This window comes from Arthrobacter senegalensis (assembly GCF_059091765.1).
In genome coordinates this window covers 1,138,838-1,157,124 of sequence record NZ_JBNHGZ010000001.1, presented here as the reverse complement: position 1 = coordinate 1,157,124, position 18,287 = coordinate 1,138,838, and the positions used below count along the sequence as shown (strand labels likewise).

The window sequence follows — 18,287 nt, the reverse complement described above, 5'->3', positions numbered from 1 at the left end:
GGCGGCCGGCTGGTTGCCGGCCGCCCGCCGTCGCGGGACTCTGGAGGGGATCAGAACGGGTACTGCGCGATGTCCGGGCGGACGGTGAGCCATTGGGTCTCGGTGAAGGAGTCCATGTTGGCTTGGTGGCCGCCGATGCGGGAGCCGTTGCCGGAGTTCTTCGTGCCGCCGAACGGGGAGTTCGCCTCGTCGGAGACGGTTTGTTCGTTGATGTGGACCTTGCCGGAATCGACGCGGTCGGCGATCTGCATGGCCAGGCCCACGTCGCCGAGGATGGACAGGGAGAGCCCGTACTCGTTGGCGTTGGCCAGTTCCACGGCTTCGTCGACGGTGGAGAACTTCATCACCGGGGCGACCGGGCCGAAGATCTCGTCCTTCCACGCGGTGTTGGCCGGGTCGAGGTCGGCGAGCACGGTGGGGGAGTAGAACGGGCCGTCGTTGGTGCCGCCGGCGGCCAGCCGGGCGCCGGCGGCGACCGCGTCCTGAACGATCGAGTCGATGCGCTTGAGCTGGTGCTCGTCGATGATCGGGCCGAGCGCGACGGTGCCGGTCTTGGGGTCGCCGACCGGCAGGTTCTTCGCCTTCTCGGCCAGCGCGGCGACGTAGTCCTCGTAAATGTCCTCGTGGACGATGTGCCGGCCGGTGGTCATGCAGATCTGGCCCTGGTGCATGAACGAGCCGAACGCGGCGGCGGACGCGGCCTTGGCCAGGTCCGCGCCGGGCAGCACGATCATGGCGTTGTTGCCGCCGAGTTCCAGGTGCGCGCGCTTGAGATTCCGGGCGGCGGACTCGCCAATCTTCCGGCCGGCGGCGGTGGAGCCGGTGAAGGAGATGACCCGGACCTCGGGGGCCTCGACCACGGCCGCGCCGATGTCGGCGCCGCCGGGCAGCAGGGAGAGCAGCCCGGCGGGCAGGCCGGCTTCTTCGAAGACGCGCATCAGGCTGACGCCGCCGCAGACAGCGGTGCGGGGGTCGGGCTTGAGCAGCACCGCGTTGCCCAGGGCGAGGGCGGGGGCGACAGCGCGGATGGAGAGGATCAGCGGGAAGTTGAACGGCGCGATGACCGAAACCACGCCGACGGGGCGGCGCCGGGCGAAGGACCAGCGGTCCTCGTTGGAGGTGAGCACGTCGCCGGCCGGCAGCGAGGGCAGCGCCGCGGCTTCGTAGCATTCGTTGGCGGCGATGTGGGTTTCCAGGCCGGCCTTGGGGCCGATGCCCCCGGATTCGCGCACGATCCAGGACTGGATTTCCTCGGCGTGTTCCTCCCACAGCGCGCCGGCGCGGCGCAGCACGGCGGCGCGTTCTTCCGGTTTGCGGGCGGCCCAGTCCTTTTGGGCAGCGGCAGCTACTGCTGCCGCTTCCTTCACGTCCTCGACCGAGGCCAGCCCGTAGCGACCCAAAGTCTCGCCGGTGGCGGGCTCCACCGAAGTGGCGGTGCCGGCACCGCCGTCGCGCCAGCCATTGACATGGATCTTGCCCTCCCACAGGGAGGCATCAAGCAGGGACATATCCCGTCCTTTCAGGGTTGATTGCATGGTTGTGCGGGCCGCAGCGGGGCGGCCGGGCAGGGAAGGGTTTTCAGTCGGCGGCTTTCAAGACGGCCTTGATGGTCCCGCCGGCGGTGGAATCGGCTATGGCCGTGTCGATCTGGTCGAACCCGTAGTACTTCACCAGCTTGTCGAAGGGGAACCGTCCGGCCTTGAACAGGGCGATCAGTCCGGGAATCAGCTGGGCGGAGGTGCTGGAACCGCCGAGGGTGCCGATGATCCGCTTGCCCCAGAGCGTGCGCAGGTGGTCCACCGAGAACCGCGCCTGCGCCGGCGCCCCGCCAATCAGGATCAGCGTGCCCAGCATGCCCACGGCGTCCGCGGCTTCTTCAACCACCTTGATGTTGCCGGTGCATTCGAGCACGTAGTCGGCCGGGCCGCCGCAGATGCGCTGGATCTCCTCGAGGGCGTTGGTGTTGCCGGAATTGATGGTGTGGGTGGCACCGAGTTCGCGCGCCAGCTCCAGCCGCGAATCGTGCAGGTCGATGGCGATGATCGTGGCCGCGGGCGTGTTCTTCGCGGCCATGATCGCGGCCAGGCCCACGGCGCCGGCTCCATATACGACCAGCGACTGGCCGGGTTCGGGCTTGGCCGTGTTGAACACCGCGCCGGCACCCGTCGTGATGCCGCAGGCCAGCGGCCCGAGCAGTTCCAGCGGGATCTCCTTGTCCACCTTCACCAGCGACGACGCCAGTGCGAGCGAGTAGTCGGCGAAGGACGACTGGCCGAAGAAATGGCCGGACACCTTGCCTCCGTCGGCCCGGGTGTAGGCGGACTTGCCGGCGTCGGGACCCTTGAACCGGGCACCACTCACCAGCGCCTCGCCCAGGCGCAGGCAGTACCGGTGCTCGCCGCGCAGGCAGTTCTTGCATTCGCCGCAGTAAGCCCAACCCATGATGACGTGGTCGCCCACGGCGACATTGGTCACGCCGTCCCCGATGGCCTCCACGACGCCGGAGCCTTCATGGCCCAGCACGCCGGGCAGCGGCAGCGGCATGTCTCCGGCCTGGGTGATCAAGTCCGTATGGCAGAGGCCGACGGCGGCCACCTTGACCAGCACTTCGCCGGGCCCGGGCTCGTCCAGCTCCAGCTGCTCGGGGACAAACGGGGCATCCTTTTCTTCGACTACCAGCGCGTTGATCTTCATTGCCATGCTCCTAACGGTCTTGCCGGCTATGTTGACGTGTCATCTAGTCGAACGTTTCACAACCACGGAAAAGTCCCCGGGCTGCACCTACGCCGTCGTTCCGAGTTCCGCTTCCATGTCGGCGGCGCTCATCACCCGGCCGAAGAAGGTGCCGATAGCGTCCAGGGTGGCGGCCTGGGCAGCCTCCGACCGGCCCCCGGTGGCGTCCGAGAGGAACGCCACCTTGTAGTCGTTCATGAAGGCACTGCGCGCGGTCGATTCGCAGCACACCTCGGTCAGCGTGCCGGCGATGATCACCGTGTCTATCGTGTTCAAGCCGCGGATGGTCGACAGGACACTCTGCAGTTGCGTGTTGTGGAACGCGTCGTAGCGGTGCTTGTCCAGCACGTAGTCGGCGGCTTCGGGCTTGAGTTCCTCGACGATCTCAACTCCGCTGGTTCCGCGGCGCATCCCGGCCGCCCGCAGCCGCTGGTTGTAGGTGGTCTCCAACGGCGAAACGTCGAATGTATCCAGCAGCACGTGGCGGGTGTAGATGACCGGGATGCCTGCCTGCCGGCATGCCGCGGCGGCGGTCACCATTTCCGGCAGCCGGTGGCGTGCCATCGGCACTTCCATCGGCGCGCCTTCCAGCACGAAATCGTTCTGCATGTCGATCATCAGCAGTGCGGTCCTGGCCGCATCAATGCGCCACATGTTTGCCCCCTGTCGGCTCCGGCCGGTCCGGGCATTCCGCCCGGGCCGGACTTGAGACCTAGGCTACATGTTCCCTCGCGTCTCGCTGCCCCGCTGACTTGCTGCCCTGCGGCGGCTGCCGCGAGAAGACTATTCCTGCTCGGCCAACTCCCGCCGTGCCGCTGCGGCGGCCTTGCGCGTCCGATCCGCGGTCTTGGCCGCGGACACCAGGTCTTCCTCGGCAGCCTCCATCTTGCGATCGGTCGAGGCGACCTCGCGTTCCAGGTCCTCGATGCGCCGCTTCAGTTCGGCGAGCTCGCCCACGAGTTCGTCCCGCCGGTTCTGCAGTTGGTCAAGCTTGTCCAGCACCTTCTGTTCCGATGCTTCGGCGTCTTCCTTGCGCTGCTCCGCCTTGTGCAGCGCCGCCCTCGCCTGCCGGCGCCGCCGCTCGGCCTCTTCGGCTTCCTGCTTGGCAGCCCGTTCGGCCTTGGCGGCCCGGCGCTCGGCGAGTTCGTCCCGCGAGGATCGCTTCGGCTGGAGGCGTGGCGCCGGCTCGGCAGCAGCATCCGGGGGAGCGCCTGCCCCGGGCAGGGCCACCCGGCCGTCCAGGTCCACCGGGTCGATCCCGTTCGACGACAGCGACTCGGTCAGCAGGCCGCTGGTTACGGCCGCCGCCGCACCGGCATCCGCCATCGCCGCATGCAGCGTCTGCTCCGCCTCGGCGACCGCCGCGGCACTCACCTTTTGCCCGAGCTCATCGGCCAGCTTCCGGCCCTCCGCCGCCACGGCGGCCAACAGTTCCCGGCGCTGGTCACCCAGTCGGCGCAGTAGTTGCGGATCGAGCTGTTCCTGGGCTTCGCTCATGGCGTGGCCCAGTTCCACGATTCCCGCGATGTCAGCGCTCCGCTGCCGGCTCAGGAGATTGACCAGCCAGGCCGCGGCCGACGGCTTTGCCAGCGCTTTGATTTGCCGGGCGAGCTCCTTGTGGCCGTCCTGGGCTGCCTCCTTGGCCCGAGCGTTGCGGGCAGCGGTGAATTCGCCGGGAAGCAGCGCGTACAGCTCTCGTGCCGCGCTCTCCAGGTCCATGTGCCCCAGCCTAATAGGAGCGGCCGTCCGCGGTTGTCATCGGGCTCGGCTGGCGGGACAGTGACGATCCAAACCCCGTCCGGGCGGCAGCTGTCCGCGGGCCACGCGCCGCGATGGCGGCGGCACCAGCTGAGGTCAGGGCACGACGCCGAAGCCGCCGCTCCAGGCGATCTTCTCGCTGGCGGCCAGGGTGATCTGCAGGAAGCCCATGGCTTCCAGTTCCCGAGCCCGGGACAAGGCACCGGCGTCGATAATACGGAGTCCGGCGGCGGCGACCACCTCGGCCAGCATGGTCTTGGCCTCTGCGTCGTCGCCGGCCACCAGCACCGTGGTGGTCAGCCCGCCGACAGTCCCGGCAGCCAGCGTGGCGGCCAAGGTGGTGTTGAAAGCCTTGAGCACCGCCGAGTCCGGCAGCGCCGCGGCTAGTTCCGCGGCCGCGGAGCTGTCCGCCGCCACGGTCAGGGAGTCGAAGGTCTCGAAGTTCACCGGGTTGGTGATGTCGACGACCACCTTGCCGGACAGCTGCCCGGAGCGCTTGCCGAGGATGTCGGCCAGGGCGGGATAGGGCACGGCCAACACGACGATGTCACCGGTGACCGGCTTGTCCTCGTCGGAGTGGCCGAGCATCTCGACGGTGTTGCCGCCCTTGGTGACGACCCCGGAAATTGCCTGGCCCATGTTTCCGGTACCGATAACGCTGACGTGTGCCATGGAGTGCTCCTCGATCACGGATGGATACTGGAAGACGCAGCCAAGACGCTAGCGGCAGGAGCTGAGGCAGTCAACGGCTACCGGGCCTTCCTGGTCTCCCGGTCGTTGGCCTTGCGCAGCGCCTCGACGAGCTCTGACTTGTCCATCTTCGACCGGCCGGGGACGTCGAGCTTCTTGGCCAGATCGTAGAGGTGCTGCTTGGAGGCGTTTGCGTCCACCCCGCCCTTGGTTTCCCGAGAGGTGCCGGCGCCGCCCTCGGCCTGCGGGTCGGAGGGGCCCTTCTTTTCCTTCGGTTCCCAGTGGTCGCCCACCTTCTCGTGCGTGTGCTTGAGCGCGCTGTAGGCCACGCGGTGGGCACGCTCCTCGTCGCCGTACGTCTCGGCGGCGGAATCATGGGCTTCCGCGAACGTCTCCTGGGCCTTCTTGCCCGACCGTTGCAGCGTGCTGGGCAATTCGGTCTGCTTCGGCTTGCCGCTCTTCGTCGTCTTCGGCATCTGAACCACGTCCCTCCAGAAAGAATTGTTCGCCATTCCACCTCCAACGTGGCACAGTTCGTGGGCGCTGCCAAGGGAGATACGCCGGGGTGTGGAAGCGCGAACAAGGACGGCGGGACGGCCGCCTGCCGACGGGAGTGGCGGCGATGCCGGAGGGCGCGACAGGCACCGGCACAATGGAAGGGTGAGCCAGCCAATCCCGCAGGAACCCGCGCACCGCCACGTCCTTTTCGACCTGGCCGCGATGGGCGAAGGCCTGGTCTTCGCCGATTCACTGGACGACCTGGCCGCAGCCCTGACGGGCAGCCCTGTGGGCGAGGAACCCGCAACCGTAGGCACCCGGACGGGCACCGCCGTCGTGCAGGCCCCGCCGGGCACGGGCAAGACCACCCTGGTTCCGCCGCTGGTCGCCAACCTCGTGGCCGCTGCAGCGGCTGGCGGCCGTCCGCGCATCGTGGTCACCCAGCCCCGCCGGGTCGCCGCCCGTTCCGCCGCCAGGCGCCTGGCCGCGCTGGATGGGAGCCGGCTGGGCGAACGCGTCGGCTATACGGTGCGCGGGGAACGCCGGGCGGGCCCGCAGACGCTGATCGAATTCGTCACGCCGGGAATCCTGCTGCGCAGGCTGCTCACCGATCCCGGCCTGGACGGGACGGACGCGGTGATCCTGGATGAAGTGCATGAGCGCGGCCTGGAGACCGACCTGCTGGTCGGCATGCTCGGCGAGGTCCGCCAGCTGCGCGGGGATCTCACGTTGGTGGCGATGTCGGCCACCCTGGACGCGCCGCGCTTCGCCGCCTTGATCGGCGCGGACGACGGCGAAGGGCCGGCCCCGGTGGTCGACTGCCCTTCGGCGCTGCATCCCCTGGACGTGCGGTGGGCTCCCGCCTCGGTGCCGCGGCTGGACGGGCGGGGAGTGGCCCGCGGTTTCCTGGACCACGTCGCGTTCACCGCGGCGGCCGCGCACGCCGAGGCGCTCGCGGCCGACCCCTCGGTGGACGCCCTGGTCTTCGTGCCGGGAGCCTGGGAAGTGCAGCAGGTGGCCGCGGCGATCCGAGACAGGGTCCGCGGCGGCACGGGCGGTGGCGGCACCGGCACCGAGGTGCTGGAGTTGCACGGGCAGGCGGATCCGGCCACGCAGGACCGCGCCGTTTCCGGCCGGGAACCCGGTGGGCCGCCGCGCATCATTGTCTCCACCTCGCTGGCCGAGTCCTCGCTCACCGTGCCGGGCGTGCGGTTGGTCGTCGACTCCGGGCTGTCGCGCGAACCCCGCCGGGACGCCGCCCGCGGCATGTCCGGGCTGGTGACGGTGTCGGCCTCGCGCGCTTCCGCCGACCAGCGCGCCGGCCGCGCGGCCCGCCAGGGGCCGGGCACCGTGGTGCGCTGCTACGAACCGAAAACCTTTGGCGCCGCGCCCGCCCATCCCACCCCGGAGATCGCCGTCGCCGACCTCACGGGTGCCGCCTTGGTGCTGGCCTGCTGGGGTGCCCCGGGCGGCGAAGGGCTGCGGCTTCCGGACGCGCCGCCGGCGCCGGCCATGGCGGATGCCGTCCGCACGCTGCATGAGCTGGGCGCCATTGACGACGGCGGGCGGGCCACCGATGTGGGGCGGGTCCTCTCCAGGGTTCCGGCCGACCCCCGGCTGGGCCGGGCACTGCTGGATGGCGCGGCGGTGGTGGGCCGGCAGGTGGCCGCCGAAGTGGTCGCCTTGGTCTCCGGCGAGGAACGGGCACCCGGGGCAGACCTCACGGTGCTGCTGTCCCGGCTGCGTTCGGCAGGCCGCGGCGACCCCGCCGCGCGGCGCTGGCGGGAGGAGGCGCAACGGCTGGAGGGCATCGCACGGCAGGAGGCCACCGCCGTCGTGCCTTCCACCGGTGAGGTGGTTTCGGCGGAGCATGCCGGCTTCGTAGTGGCGCTGGCCTTCCCCGAACGGGTTGCCCGCCGCGTGCCCGGTCCCGGGCAGACCTACCTGCTGGCGTCCGGAACCCGGGCCGGTCTTCCGTCCGGCAGTGCCTTGGCCGGGCACGAGTGGCTGGCTGTGGCCGAGGTGTCCCGCGCGCAGGGCCGCGACGCGGCAGGCACGGGGGCGGTGATCCGCGCCGCCGCCCCGTTGGCGGGCGATACGGCGGCAGCGGCGGCACGGCATCTGATGACCGACCGGGTGGAGGCTCGCTTCGAGTCGGGCAAACTCGCGGCCCGCCGGGAACGCAGGCTTGGCGCCATCGTGCTCTCCTCGGCACCGGTCAGGCCGTCGCGGGACGAGGGCCGGGAGGCGGTAGCCCGGGCCCTGGGAGAGCGCGGGCTCGGCATCCTTGGCTGGTCGGAGGCAGCCAAGGGGCTGCGCCGCCGGCTGGCCCTGCTGCACCGCGAGCTGGGCGCGCCCTGGCCGGACGTCGCGGACGCAGCCTTGCTGGGGCGGCTGGCCGATTGGCTGGCGCCGGAACTGGAGGCACTGGCCGGCGGGAAGCCGGCCGCCGCAGTGGACCTGGCCGAGCCGCTGCGCCGGCTGCTGCCCTGGCCGGAAGCGGCGAGGTTCGATGAGCTCGTGCCGGAGCGGCTGGAGGTTCCCAGCGGCTCCCGGGTGCGGATCGACTACCCGGAACGGGACGGGGGAGAGCGCCCGGTAGTGGCGGTCAAACTGCAGGAGTGCTTCGGTTGGGCGGACACGCCCCGGCTGGTGGGCGGTCGGGTCCCCGTGCTGTTCCACCTGCTCTCGCCCGCGGGCAGGCCGCTGGCCGTCACCGATGACCTGGCGTCTTTCTGGTCCGGTCCCTACGCGCAGGTCCGCGCCGAGATGCGCGGCCGCTACCCGAAGCACCCGTGGCCGGAGGATCCGTGGACCGCACCGGCCACCGCGCGGACCAAGCACCGGAGGTAACGGCCGGATAGTGCCGCCCGGGCCCGGCGTGCCGGACCGGCGGTTCGGCCACGGTCCGGCGGGTGCCGCGCCCCGGCGGTTCGGCACGGTCCGGCGCGTGCCGCCCCGGCCGGGCGGGCTGCCGCCGTCAGCGGGTCTTTTCCGGCCGGTCCCAGTCAGCGGATGAAGTGGCGGGAGATGAGCAGCCGCTGGATCTGGTTGGTGCCCTCGAAGATCTGCATAACCTTGGCCTCGCGCATATACCGCTCGGCCGGGAAGTCCCGGGTGTAGCCGGCCCCGCCGAGCACCTGCACGGCGTTGGTCGTCACGCTCATCGCGTTGTCGGTGGCCACGAGCTTGGCGATCGAGGCCTCCCGGCCGTAGGGAAGGCCGGCGTCCTTCAGCCGCGCCGCCGCTAGGTACATGGCGCGCGCGGTTTCCACTTCCACCGCCATGTCGGCGATCAGGAAGGCCAGCCCCTCGTGCTCGATCAGCCGCTTGCCGAAGGCCTCGCGCTCGTTGGCGTAGGAGGCGGCCAGGTCCAGCGCGGCCTGGGCCAGCCCGGCGGCCACCGCCGCAATGCCCAGCCTGCCCGAGTCCAGCGCCGCGAACGCGATCGCCAGGCCCTGGCCTTCCTCGCCGATCAGGCGGTTGGCCGGGACGTACACGTCGTCAAAGTGCATCGTCGCCGTGGTCGAGGCCGTCAGCCCCATCTTGTGCTCGGGCGGCGCCGCGCTCAGTCCTTTGGCGTCGGCCGGAACCAGGAAGCAGGAGATCCCGTGCCGGGGATCGTCGGACGTCCTGGCCATCACCGTGTAGAAATCGGCCTCGCCGGCGTGCGTGGTCCAGGCCTTCGCACCGCGGATCACGTAGCCATCGCCCTTCCGGACGGCGCGGGTGCGCATCGCCGCCGGGTTGGAGCCCGCGTGCGACTCGGAGAGGCAGTAAGCACCCAGCGTGTCGCCCGAGAGCATGTCCGGCAGCCAGGTCTTGCGCTGCGCATCGCTGCCGAAATGCACCAGCGGGAAGCAGGAGAGGGCATGGACGCTGACGCCCACCGCCACGCTGCCCCAGGCGGCGCCGAGTTCCTCCAGAACCTGCAGGTAGACCTCGGCCGGCTGGCCGCCGCCGCCAAACTCCTCCGGGTACGGCAGGCTGAGCAGCCCGGTTTCCCCCAGCATCCGGAAAACCTCGCGCGGGAAGCGTTCGGCTGCCTCGGCCTCGGCCGCCTGCGGCAGCAGCTCGCGGTCCGCGATGTCGCGGACCAGCTCGATCAGGTCCTGCGCTTCCTCCGTCGGCAACAACCGTTGCACAACCATCGCCACTCACCCCTCCGGCTACCGGCCTGGGTGTCGGACCGGCGCCTGGATTGCCGCAGCCAAGCCGGGTTCGCCGGGACGCTGCGGTGCGTCCATGTCATTGCGTGAGTCAACTACAACACGGCAACAGGGGCCTGACAAGCATGATCCGCGGCGCGTGTGCGGGCCGGTGTGGGGCCGGTGTGGGGGCCGGTGTCGCGGCCGGTCGGACCGCACTGCCGAGCAACAGGAGCAGTCGCTGGACATCGGCGACGGCCGCAGTCCTCCAGAGCGGCCGAGCTGTGCGAGAGCGGTCTTCCGCGACGGGCCTGTGTCGACTTTCGGCCGCTCTGGAGCTTGGCGCGGAATGCCGGCACACTGTGTCGGCCGCTCTGGAGCCTCGCGGCGGAGTGCAGGCACCCTGCGTCGGCCGCTCTGAAGCCTCGCGCCGGCGCGGCTGTCGGCACAGGCACCAGTGCCGGCTTTGCTGTGACTGGTGACCCGGCGAGGCGGGAAGCGTAGGCTGGGAAGCGAGTCCTGCAGCAGCAGAAAAGGTGATGTGCCATGGACCGGACGTGGAAGCGCTGGCTGCCCGCCGCCGTCGTGCCCGCAGTCATTGCCGGCGGAGTACTCACCGGTTCCCTGCAGGCCAACGCCGCAACCGATCTGCCGGACAAGACCCCGCAGCAGCTGCTGGAATTCGTGGCGGATAGCGACGTCCGAGAGCTCTCCGGCACGTTGGAACAGGACTCCGCGCTGGGGCTGCCGGAACTTCCCGAGGACCTGCCTGCGGACGAGGGCGGACAGGTGGCCGAGGCGCTGGAACTGTTGACCGGTTCCCGCACCGCGCGCGTCTACCTGGACGGGCCGGACCAGGCCCGGCTGCAGCTCTTCGACCGCTTTGCGGAGCGCGACGTGATCCGCAACGGCACCGATGCCTGGGTCTACAGCTCCAAGGAGAACGAGGCGGTCCACCTGACGCTGCCGGCCTGCGCGGACGCGGGCAAGAATCACGACGGCGGTGCGTCCCGTCCGGGCGGCGCCTACACCCCCGAACAGCTCGCCGATCACCTGCTGGCCAAGATCGGCCCGGAAACGAAGGTGTCCGTCGGCGCCGACACCGAGGTCGCCGGCCGCAGCGCCTATCAGTTGCTGGTGGAGCCGTACAGCACTGCCACGCTGGTGGGATCCGTGACCGTCGCCGTCGACGCCGAGACCGGCCTGCCGCTCAGCCTCAGGGTCAACGCGCGGGGACAGCAGGATCCGGCGTTCCAGCTGGGCTTCAGCAAGCTGACGCTCGAGACCCCGGACCAGGGCCTGTTCGAGTTCACCCCGCCGGCCGGTGCCAGCGTCAGCGAAAAGGCCGTGCCGCGGCACGGAGAGCAGTCACCGTCCGGACGCCATGGCCGGCACGGCGGCGGCGCTGCCGCGCTGCGGGATGACGTCACCCTCCACGGCTCCGGCTGGGAGACCGTGGCGGAAGTCCCCGCCGGGGCCCTGCCGGAGGGCTGGGAAGACTCGCCCTTCCTGGCCCAGGCCACCGAAGCGGTGGACGGCGGCAGGCTGATCTCCACCGCCCTGCTCAACGTGTACCTGACCGACGACGGCCGCGTTCTGGCCGGGTCGGTCCCGTTCGAGTCGTTGCAGGCAGCCGCGGAGGCCCGGTGAACGGCAGCGGCAACCCTGCCGCGCTGGTCATCGAGACCTCCGGACTGACCAAACGCTTCGGCCGGCAAACCGCCGTCGACTCCCTTGACCTGGCCGTCCCGCACGGCTCCGTCTTCGGCTTCCTGGGCCCCAACGGCTCGGGAAAAACCACCACCATCCGCGTCATGCTCGGGCTGGCCGCCGCCACCAGCGGGAGCGTCCGGATCTTCGGGCAGGACATGCCCGGGTCGTTGCGGGACGTGCTTCCGCGGGTCGGAGCGCTGATCGAAGGCCCGGCGTTCTACCCCTTCCTGTCCGGCGCCGCGAACCTGCACCGGCTGGACACCGCGGACCGCCATGCCCCGTCAGAGACCCGGCGGGCGAGGATCGGCAGGGCGCTGGAGCGGGTCGGCCTGACCCACGCCGCGGACAAGAAGGTGCGCGCCTACTCGCTGGGCATGAAGCAGCGGCTGGGCATCGCCAACGCCCTGATGATGCCGCGCCAGCTCCTGGTGCTGGACGAACCCACCAACGGGCTCGACCCGCAGGGCACCCGCGAAGTCCGCAGCCTGGTCCGTTCGCTGGCGGGGGAGGGCACCACGGTATTCGTCTCCAGCCACCTGCTCTCCGAGGTGGAGCAGATTTGCACGCACGCGGCCGTCATGCGCGCCGGCCGGCTGGTGGCGCAGGGGGCCCTGGACGAGGTGCGCCGGGCGGGGCTCACGCATGTGAGCGTCCAGACGCCCGACATCGAAGCCGCGCGCGGCGTGCTGCGCCGGTTGGGCCTGGAACCCGAGGTCCCGAGCACCGCACTCGACGGACACGTGAACGCCCCGATGGACCAGGGCGGTCTGTTGCCTGAGCACATCGCCGCCGCCCTCGTGGCGGACGGCGTCCGGATCCGCGGGTTTGCCGTGGAGGCAAGCAGCCTCGAGGACCGGTACGTGGAGCTGACGGGGGAGGGATTCGACGTTGTCCAGTGAGCAGCGGCCGAGCAGGGGTGGCGACCGCCGGCCGGGGCCGGAAATCGTGGAAGTCGAGGCCGCCGACGAGGAAAATCCCGGCGCTTCGGCGGCCGCTTCGGCCCAGGGACGGGAAAACGGGAAGTCCGCCGGATGGGCCTTCTTCGGTTCCGAGCTCAGCGTGCTGTTCCGACGTGGCCGGACGTGGGCCATGCTGCTGGCCCTGGCCGCCGTACCGACGCTCATCGCGGTGGTGGTCCGGTTCGCCGCGGACGAGGGAGGGCCCGGCGGCGGTCCACCGTTCCTCAACCGGATCACGGACAACGGGTTGTTCGTGGCGCTGACCGGGCTGGTGGTGTCCATCCCGTTGTTCCTGCCGCTGACCGTCAGCGTCGTTTCCGGGGACACGATCGCCGGCGAGGCGGGCCACGGCACGCTGCGCTACCTGCTCAGCGCCCCGGCCGGCCGGCTGCGGCTGCTGGCCGTCAAGTACGGTGCGGCGGTGGTCTTCTGCATGGCGGCGGCGCTCGCCATCGCGGTCACCGGCGCGCTGATCGGCGGCCTGCTCTTCGGCGTCGGGCCGGTGACGCTGCTGTCCGGCGACACGATCGGCGTCGGCGAGTCTCTGGCTCGGCTGCTGCTGGTGGCCGCCTACGTTGCCGTGTCGCTGGCTGGGCTGGCGGCCATCGGGCTCTTTATCTCCACTCTCACCGAGGTCCCCGTCGGCGCCATGGCGGCGACGGCAGTGCTGGCCGTCGTCACCCAGATTGTCGGCGCGCTGCCGCAGTTGGAGTGGTTGCACCCGTGGCTGTTCACGCACCACTGGCTGAGCTTCGCCGACCTGCTGCGCCAGCCCATCTCCTGGGACGCCTTCGGCGCCAACGCCGTCCTGCAGGGCGGCTACATCGCCGTTTCCTGCGCCCTCGCCTACGGCCGCTTCACCACCAAGGACGTGCTGTCCTAAGACGATCGCCGCCGGAGATGGACTGTGGCTGTCCGCCGCCGCTTGAAGTTGTTACGACATCCCGGCCTGTTCGTCGGGCTGATGGATGCCGATGGTGTTGTTTTCGGTGTCCAGGTAGTAGCCCTGCCACGCCATTCCCGGCAGTGCGTACTTCGGCAGGGCGGTTTGGCCGCCGGCCGCCAGGATCTTCCGTTCGGTGGCGTCGTAGTCGTCCACCTCCATGGTGACCACCCAGGCGTTGGTGCCCTGGCCGCTGTCCGGGGTCGGGGCGGGGCGCTGCATGAGGCCGCCGTTGATGCCGGGCTGGTCCTCCGGGCCGGTCACGACGCCGTAGTAGGGAGTGCCGGTGACCTGTGAATAGTCCTCGAACGTCCAGCCGAACACGGTCGCGTAGAAGTTTTTGGCTCGTTCCAGGTCTTCTGCCTGGATTTCAAAGTGCACGGGACGGGCCATGGCGGGCTCCTTCGCTGGACGCGGATGCTGATGGTGGTGCGAGCGCTGATCAAGCGAGGCGGTGGCGGCCGGTTCCACGGCTCCAGGGAAGCCAGCCGCGGGTGCGGCGCGGTCGGCTGAGGTGGCCTTCCTTTTCCAGCGGATCGGCAGCATCATCCGGAAGACGCCGATCCTCGCCGGCCACAATGTGCCCTGTTCCGGGGCCGGGTATCTGAGCCGCTGCCAGATTCGGCATCCCCGTGCTGTCCCCGGACCCGTGGACGGGCTTAGGTCCCATCCGCTCCATGTCGGCTACTGGATTGGCTTCCGGCCGTTCCTGATTTTTCCGCATGATTGGCCCCCATCGCCGCTCAGTTAATCCCCTGCGGCCTAGAGTAAACCGGATAACCAGAAAATGGGGGAGAATCCGGAAAAATTTGTTGGCTTGGAAGGGCCGGCTGCTGCGACAGCGCTGTCAGGTGGGCGAGCAAACGACGGCGGTGGGCCGGCTCCGAGAGCCGGCCCACCGCCGTCGTGCTTGTGGTTTTGGAAGTTTAGAGCTGCGTGCCGATGGGGCCGCTGTCGTTCACTTCTCCGCGCCAGGCGCCGGTTTCGGCGCCGCGGGTTTCGATGAACTCCTTGAACTTGCGCATGTCCGACTTCACTTGCTTGTCGTCGATATTCAGGGCGGCGCCGACCTTCTCGGTGAAGGTTTCGGGATCCCACTCGAAGCGCACCGAGACCTTGGTGCTGTCCGCGCCGAGGGGGCTAAACGTCACGACGCCGGCGTGGGACTTGCCGTCGACGCTGCGCCAGGCGATGCGCTCGTCCGGCTGCTGCTCCACGATCTCGGTGTCGAACTCGCGCTCCACGCCGCCGACCTTGGTCTTCCAGTGGTTGGTGGTGTCGGTCAGCTGGGTCACGGACTCAACGCCGGACATGAAGTTCGGAAAGGATTCGAACTGCGTCCACTGGTCGTACGCTGTGCGGACCGGAACGGCTACATCAATGGTTTCTTCCACGGTTTGCATCAGTTGCCTCCTTTGGAATCGGGCCAGGGCCGCTGGTGCGCCCCTCGAGGTGGCCTCGTGGCCTACGCTACACAGACTGGTGAAACGTGACAACTCGATAGACAGCTTGCTGACCATTTTCCGCGGTGCGTAGGGTGGCGTGTGTAGCTATCGCAGAGTCAACCGGCAGGAGTGAATCATGCGCGCTGTAGTGTTCGAGGACTTCAAGACTTTTCCCACCATCAAGGACGTGGAGCGGCCGAAGCCGCGGGCCGGGGAGGTGCTGCTGAAGGTCGCCGGCGCCGGAGCCTGCCACTCCGATGTCGCCATCTACAACGACTTCGAGGCCGGCGGCCCGGGGGCGGTGCCGCCGCCGTTTACGCTCGGCCACGAAAACTCCGGGTGGGTCGAAGAGCTCGGGGAGGGCGTGGAAGGCTTCAACGTCGGCGATGCCTATCTGGTCTATGGGCCGATTGGCTGCGGGCACTGCAAGGCGTGTTCGCGCGGCCAGGACACTTACTGCGAGAACGCGGCCAAGATGCCCTACCTCGGCGTGGGACTGGGGCGCGACGGCGGGATGGCCGAGTACGTCACCGTGCCGGCGCGGAACCTGGTGCCGCTCGGCGACGCCGATCCGGTGGCCGCGGCGCCGCTGGCCGACGCTGCGCTGACTCCGTACCACGCCATCAAGCAGTCGCTGCCGCACCTGGCCGGCGGCGGCAAGTACGCGTTGGTCATCGGGCTGGGCGGCCTGGGCCAGATCGCCGTGCAGATCCTCAGGGCGCTGACCGGCGCCACCGTCATCGCCACCGACATGAAGGAAGAAGCGATGCGCAAGGCCGAAGAGGCCGGCGCCGTGACCGTTTCCGGCGGCGAGGGGCAGGCCGAGCGGATCCGTGACATCACCGGCGGCCGGGGCGTCGATGCCGCGTTCGACTTCGTGGGCGTGGGCCCGACCGTCAAGACCGCCGCCGCTTCCATGGCCCGGCTGTCCAGGATGACGGTGGTGGGGATCGCCGGCGGCACGCTGGAGTGGAGCTTCTTCACTAACCCGTACGAGTCCGTCATCACGAACACCTACTGGGGCACCATCGAGGACCTGCACGAGGTGGTGGACATGTACAAGGCCGGACAGATCGTTCCCGAGATCGAGCGCTACAGCATGGACGATGCGCTGGAGGCCTACCGCAAGCTGCAGGCCGGCGAGCTCAGCGGCCGAGCCGTGGTGGTTCCGCACGGGAGCTAGGGAATTGAAGTGCCGGCGGCGGGGTTGTGGCGGATATGAAGCGCATCGGTTTCCTGTCCTTCGGCCATTGGAGCCCCGCCGTCGGCTCGCCGGTTCCCACCGCCGCTGAAGGGCTGCTGCAGAGCATCGAGCTCGCGGTTGCGGCCGAGGAAGTTGGGGTGGACGGCGCGTATTTCCGCGTGCACCACTTCGCGCGGCAGCAGTCCTCGCCGTTTCCGCTGCTGGCAGCGATCGCCGCGAGGACCAACCGGATCGAGATCGGCACCGGCGTGATCGACATGCGCTATGAAAACCCGCTCTACATGGCCGAAGAGGCGGCGGCCACGGACCTGATCAGCGGCGGGCGGCTGCAACTGGGGATCAGCCGCGGGTCACCCGAGCCGGCGCTGAACGGTGCGGCGGCCTTCGGGTACCGGCCGGCCGAGGGCGAGACCGATGCGGACATGGCCCGGCGCCATACCGCGGTGTTCCGCCGGGCCATCACGGGTGCGGGCATGGTCCCCGCCGACCCGAACCACCTCCAGGGCAGGCATGCCGGCATGCTTCCCGTGGAGCCCACGTCCCCGGGGCTGCCGGAGCGGATCTGGTGGGGTGCGGGCTCCCGCGCCACCGCCGTGTGGACCGCGGAGCAGGGCATGAACCTGATGAGCAGCACCCTGCTGATCGAGGACACCGGCGTGCCCTTCGACCAACTGCAGGCCGAGCAGATCCACCTGTTCCGCGAGGCTTGGCAGAAGGCCGGCCACGCGCATGTTCCGCGGGTGTCGGTCAGTCGCAGCGTGATGCCGATTGTCGACGACGAAGACCAGCGCTACTTCGGGCTCCGCGGCCAGGCCGACCAGCACGACCAGGTCGGCATGCTCGACGGTACGCGCTCGCGGTTCGGCAGGAGCTACATCGGGGATCCGGACAAAATCGGCGCCGAGTTGGTCCGGGACCAGGCGGTGCAGGCCGCGGACACCGTGCTGCTGACGGTGCCGAACTACTTGGGCGTGGAGTACAACGTGAAGATGCTGGGCAACATCGTGCAGCAGGTGGCACCGGCCGCCGGCTGGCGCTGAGAAACCAGGCCGCCGTCGGCTCGTCGCCGGGGTGGCTGGCCGGCGGCGGCGGGCCGCTGGGACTGAGTCCCGGCCCGGCGCGCTACAGCAGCACGTCGTTCAGGTCGTAGGAAACCGGCTCGTCCAGTTGCCCGTAGGTGCACGACTCCGGATCGCGGTCCGGCCGCCAGCGGACAAACTGCGCGGTGTGCCGGAAGCGCTCGCCCTCCATGTGGTCGTACTTGACCTCCAGCACCCTTTCCGGCCGCAGCGGCACGAAGGACAGGTCCTTGCCGCCGCTCCAGCGGCTGCCCTCCGTGGTCAGGGGTGTGCGCTCGCCGGCCTCGTGCTGTTCCCGGTTCCAGGGATGGCCGTCCGAATCGGCAATCAGCGGCTGCAGCTCCTCAAACAGTTCCTTGCGGCGTTTCATGCTGAACGCCCCGGCCACGCCCACGTGCACCAGGGTTCCGCCGTCGTTGTACAGGCCCAGCAGCAGCGAGCCCACCAGGCCCGGCCCGCTCTTATGCACGCGGTAGCCCGCGACCACGCAGTCGGCAGTGCGCTCGTGCTTGATCTTGAACATGCTCCGCTTGTCCGGCTGATACTTTCCGTCCAAGGGCTTGGCCACCACGCCGTCCAGCCCGGCCCCCTCGAACTCTCCGAACCACCGCTCGGCCACCACCGGGTCGGTGGTGGCCCGGGTCAGATGGATGGGATTGACGACGGCGGAGAGCGCCTTCTCCAGCGCGGCCCGCCGTTCCTCGAAGGGGCGCGAGGTCAGATCGTCGTCGCCGAGGGCGAGCAGGTCGAAGGCCACGAACCGGGCGGGAGTCTGCACCGAGAGGAGCTTGACCCGGCTGGCCGCCGGATGGATGCGCTGCTGCAGCATCTCGAAGTCGAGCCTGTCGCCGCCTTTGCCCACCAGGATGATCTCCCCGTCCACGACGCAGCGCTCGGGCAGCTGCTCACGGAACGCGTCCACCAGTTCGGGGAAGTAGCGAGTCATGGGCTTCTCGTTCCGGCTGCCGATCTCCACCTCGTCGCCATCGCGGAAGATGATTGACCGAAAGCCGTCCCATTTCGGCTCGTACGTCATTCCGCCGTCGGGGATCTTGGCCACGCTTTTGGCCAGCATGGGCGGAACGGGTGGCATCACGGGCAGGTCCATGCGCCCATT

The 18,287-nt window shown here is 69.7% G+C and carries 16 protein-coding genes; 6 read left to right on the top strand and 10 right to left on the bottom strand.

Annotation, left to right across the window (positions count from 1 at the left end):
- Positions 1-50: 50 nt before the first annotated feature.
- The 6 genes from AC5RVG_RS05430 to AC5RVG_RS05405 form a co-directional block, all read right to left on the bottom strand.
- Positions 51-1,508 (bottom strand): benzaldehyde dehydrogenase, encoded by a 1,458-nt coding sequence (locus AC5RVG_RS05430; protein WP_494012977.1) that lies wholly within the window; start codon positions 1,506-1,508, stop codon positions 51-53.
- Positions 1,509-1,578: 70 nt separating this feature from the next.
- Positions 1,579-2,694: an NAD(P)-dependent alcohol dehydrogenase gene (locus AC5RVG_RS05425; RefSeq protein WP_494000832.1), complete on the bottom strand. Its 1,116-nt coding sequence runs from the start codon at positions 2,692-2,694 to the stop codon at positions 1,579-1,581.
- An 87-nt stretch (positions 2,695-2,781) separates the two neighbouring features.
- Complete coding sequence (locus AC5RVG_RS05420) at positions 2,782-3,387, bottom strand: isochorismatase family protein (protein WP_494012976.1); 606 nt, start codon at positions 3,385-3,387, stop codon at positions 2,782-2,784.
- A gap of 129 nt (positions 3,388-3,516) precedes the next feature.
- Positions 3,517-4,452 carry a transposase gene (locus AC5RVG_RS05415; protein ID WP_494012975.1) on the bottom strand — a complete coding sequence of 312 codons (936 nt, stop codon included), beginning with the start codon at positions 4,450-4,452 and terminating at the stop codon, positions 3,517-3,519.
- A gap of 135 nt (positions 4,453-4,587) precedes the next feature.
- Entirely contained in the window at positions 4,588-5,163 is a 576-nt protein-coding gene (locus AC5RVG_RS05410; protein WP_494000829.1) for an NADPH-dependent F420 reductase, read from the bottom strand.
- Positions 5,164-5,240: 77 nt separating this feature from the next.
- Complete coding sequence (locus tag AC5RVG_RS05405) at positions 5,241-5,657, bottom strand: ChaB family protein (protein ID WP_494013015.1); 417 nt, start codon at positions 5,655-5,657, stop codon at positions 5,241-5,243.
- Positions 5,658-5,901: 244 nt separating this feature from the next.
- On the opposite strand from AC5RVG_RS05405, the gene hrpB reads away from it, so the two are divergent.
- Positions 5,902-8,532, top strand: a complete 2,631-nt coding sequence (gene hrpB, locus AC5RVG_RS05400; protein WP_494013014.1) for an ATP-dependent helicase HrpB — start codon at positions 5,902-5,904, stop codon at positions 8,530-8,532.
- Positions 8,533-8,687: 155 nt separating this feature from the next.
- Here hrpB and AC5RVG_RS05395 read toward each other — a convergent pair whose 3' ends face one another.
- The gene (locus tag AC5RVG_RS05395; RefSeq protein ID WP_494013013.1) at positions 8,688-9,830 is read right to left on the bottom strand and encodes an acyl-CoA dehydrogenase family protein; all 1,143 of its coding nucleotides are present in this window, start codon (positions 9,828-9,830) and stop codon (positions 8,688-8,690) included.
- 543 nt (positions 9,831-10,373) lie between these two features.
- Here AC5RVG_RS05395 and AC5RVG_RS05390 point away from each other — a divergent pair.
- The 3 genes from AC5RVG_RS05390 to AC5RVG_RS05380 are packed head-to-tail and all read left to right on the top strand — an operon-like array spanning position 10,374 to position 13,382.
- Positions 10,374-11,477, top strand: coding sequence for a LolA family protein (locus tag AC5RVG_RS05390; RefSeq protein ID WP_494012974.1), 1,104 nt, complete (start codon positions 10,374-10,376; stop codon positions 11,475-11,477).
- On the top strand, positions 11,474-12,439 hold the full coding sequence (locus tag AC5RVG_RS05385; protein WP_494012973.1) for an ABC transporter ATP-binding protein: 966 nt from the start codon (positions 11,474-11,476) through the stop codon (positions 12,437-12,439). The genes AC5RVG_RS05390 and AC5RVG_RS05385 overlap by 4 nt, the downstream gene beginning before the upstream one ends.
- Complete coding sequence (locus AC5RVG_RS05380) at positions 12,429-13,382, top strand: ABC transporter permease (RefSeq protein ID WP_494012972.1); 954 nt, start codon at positions 12,429-12,431, stop codon at positions 13,380-13,382. The genes AC5RVG_RS05385 and AC5RVG_RS05380 overlap by 11 nt, the downstream gene beginning before the upstream one ends.
- Positions 13,383-13,433: 51 nt before the next feature.
- On the opposite strand, the gene AC5RVG_RS05375 is transcribed toward AC5RVG_RS05380, so the two are convergent.
- Both AC5RVG_RS05375 and AC5RVG_RS05370 read right to left on the bottom strand, forming a co-directional pair.
- Positions 13,434-13,835 carry a VOC family protein gene (locus tag AC5RVG_RS05375; RefSeq protein WP_494012971.1) on the bottom strand — a complete coding sequence of 134 codons (402 nt, stop codon included), beginning with the start codon at positions 13,833-13,835 and terminating at the stop codon, positions 13,434-13,436.
- Between the two features lie 533 nt (positions 13,836-14,368).
- Entirely contained in the window at positions 14,369-14,845 is a 477-nt protein-coding gene (locus tag AC5RVG_RS05370) for an SRPBCC family protein (protein WP_494012970.1), read from the bottom strand.
- A 178-nt stretch (positions 14,846-15,023) separates the two neighbouring features.
- On the opposite strand from AC5RVG_RS05370, the gene AC5RVG_RS05365 reads away from it, so the two are divergent.
- Both AC5RVG_RS05365 and AC5RVG_RS05360 read left to right on the top strand, forming a co-directional pair.
- Positions 15,024-16,070, top strand: coding sequence for an NAD(P)-dependent alcohol dehydrogenase (locus AC5RVG_RS05365; RefSeq protein WP_494012969.1), 1,047 nt, complete (start codon positions 15,024-15,026; stop codon positions 16,068-16,070).
- Between the two features lie 35 nt (positions 16,071-16,105).
- Positions 16,106-17,131 (top strand): LLM class flavin-dependent oxidoreductase, encoded by a 1,026-nt coding sequence (locus AC5RVG_RS05360; protein ID WP_494012968.1) that lies wholly within the window; start codon positions 16,106-16,108, stop codon positions 17,129-17,131.
- Positions 17,132-17,213: 82 nt separating this feature from the next.
- On the opposite strand, the gene AC5RVG_RS05355 is transcribed toward AC5RVG_RS05360, so the two are convergent.
- Positions 17,214-18,278, bottom strand: a complete 1,065-nt coding sequence (locus AC5RVG_RS05355; RefSeq protein ID WP_494012967.1) for an ATP-dependent DNA ligase — start codon at positions 18,276-18,278, stop codon at positions 17,214-17,216.
- Between the last annotated feature and the right edge of the window lie 9 nt (positions 18,279-18,287).